Source organism: Oleiphilus sp. HI0132 (genome assembly GCF_001635845.1).
This window is the reverse complement of sequence record NZ_LWGJ01000731.1, coordinates 1-424: the sequence shown is the minus strand read 5'-3', so window position 1 is coordinate 424 and position 424 is coordinate 1. Positions and strand designations below refer to the sequence as shown.

Annotated in this window: 1 protein-coding gene; it reads right to left on the bottom strand. The window is 44.8% G+C overall.

Features of this window, described 5'->3' with window-relative positions; translation table 11 throughout:
• Window positions 1-424: GTP-binding protein (locus A3766_RS08670; protein ID WP_231882869.1), on the bottom strand; the 424-nt coding region annotated here is incomplete at both ends.

Below are 424 nucleotides of genomic sequence, written 5' to 3'. Positions count from 1 at the left end.
ATACAGGCTTTGATCTGTTCCGTAGTTGGCATTTCGCCTTCCATGTACGCCATCATGATGTCGTCATCAACCTCAACAGCTGTTTCAATCAACTGCTCGTGATACATGTCTACATCGTCAACCATATCGGCTGGAACGTCTTCTACTTTGAAGTTTTCAGGTAGGCCTGTGTCATCCCAAACATAAGCTTTCTTAGAAAGAATATCGACAACACCAACAAAGTCATCTTCGGTTCCGATTGGAAGAGTCATAACTAGCGGCTTAGCGCCTAGTACGTTCTCTACCTGGTCAACAACTTTCAAGAAGTCAGCACCTAGACGGTCAAGCTTGTTTACGAAGATGATACGAGCAACGCCAGACTCATCTGCATAACGCCAGTTTGTTTCTGATTGAGGTTCAACACCACCAGAACCACAGAATACAC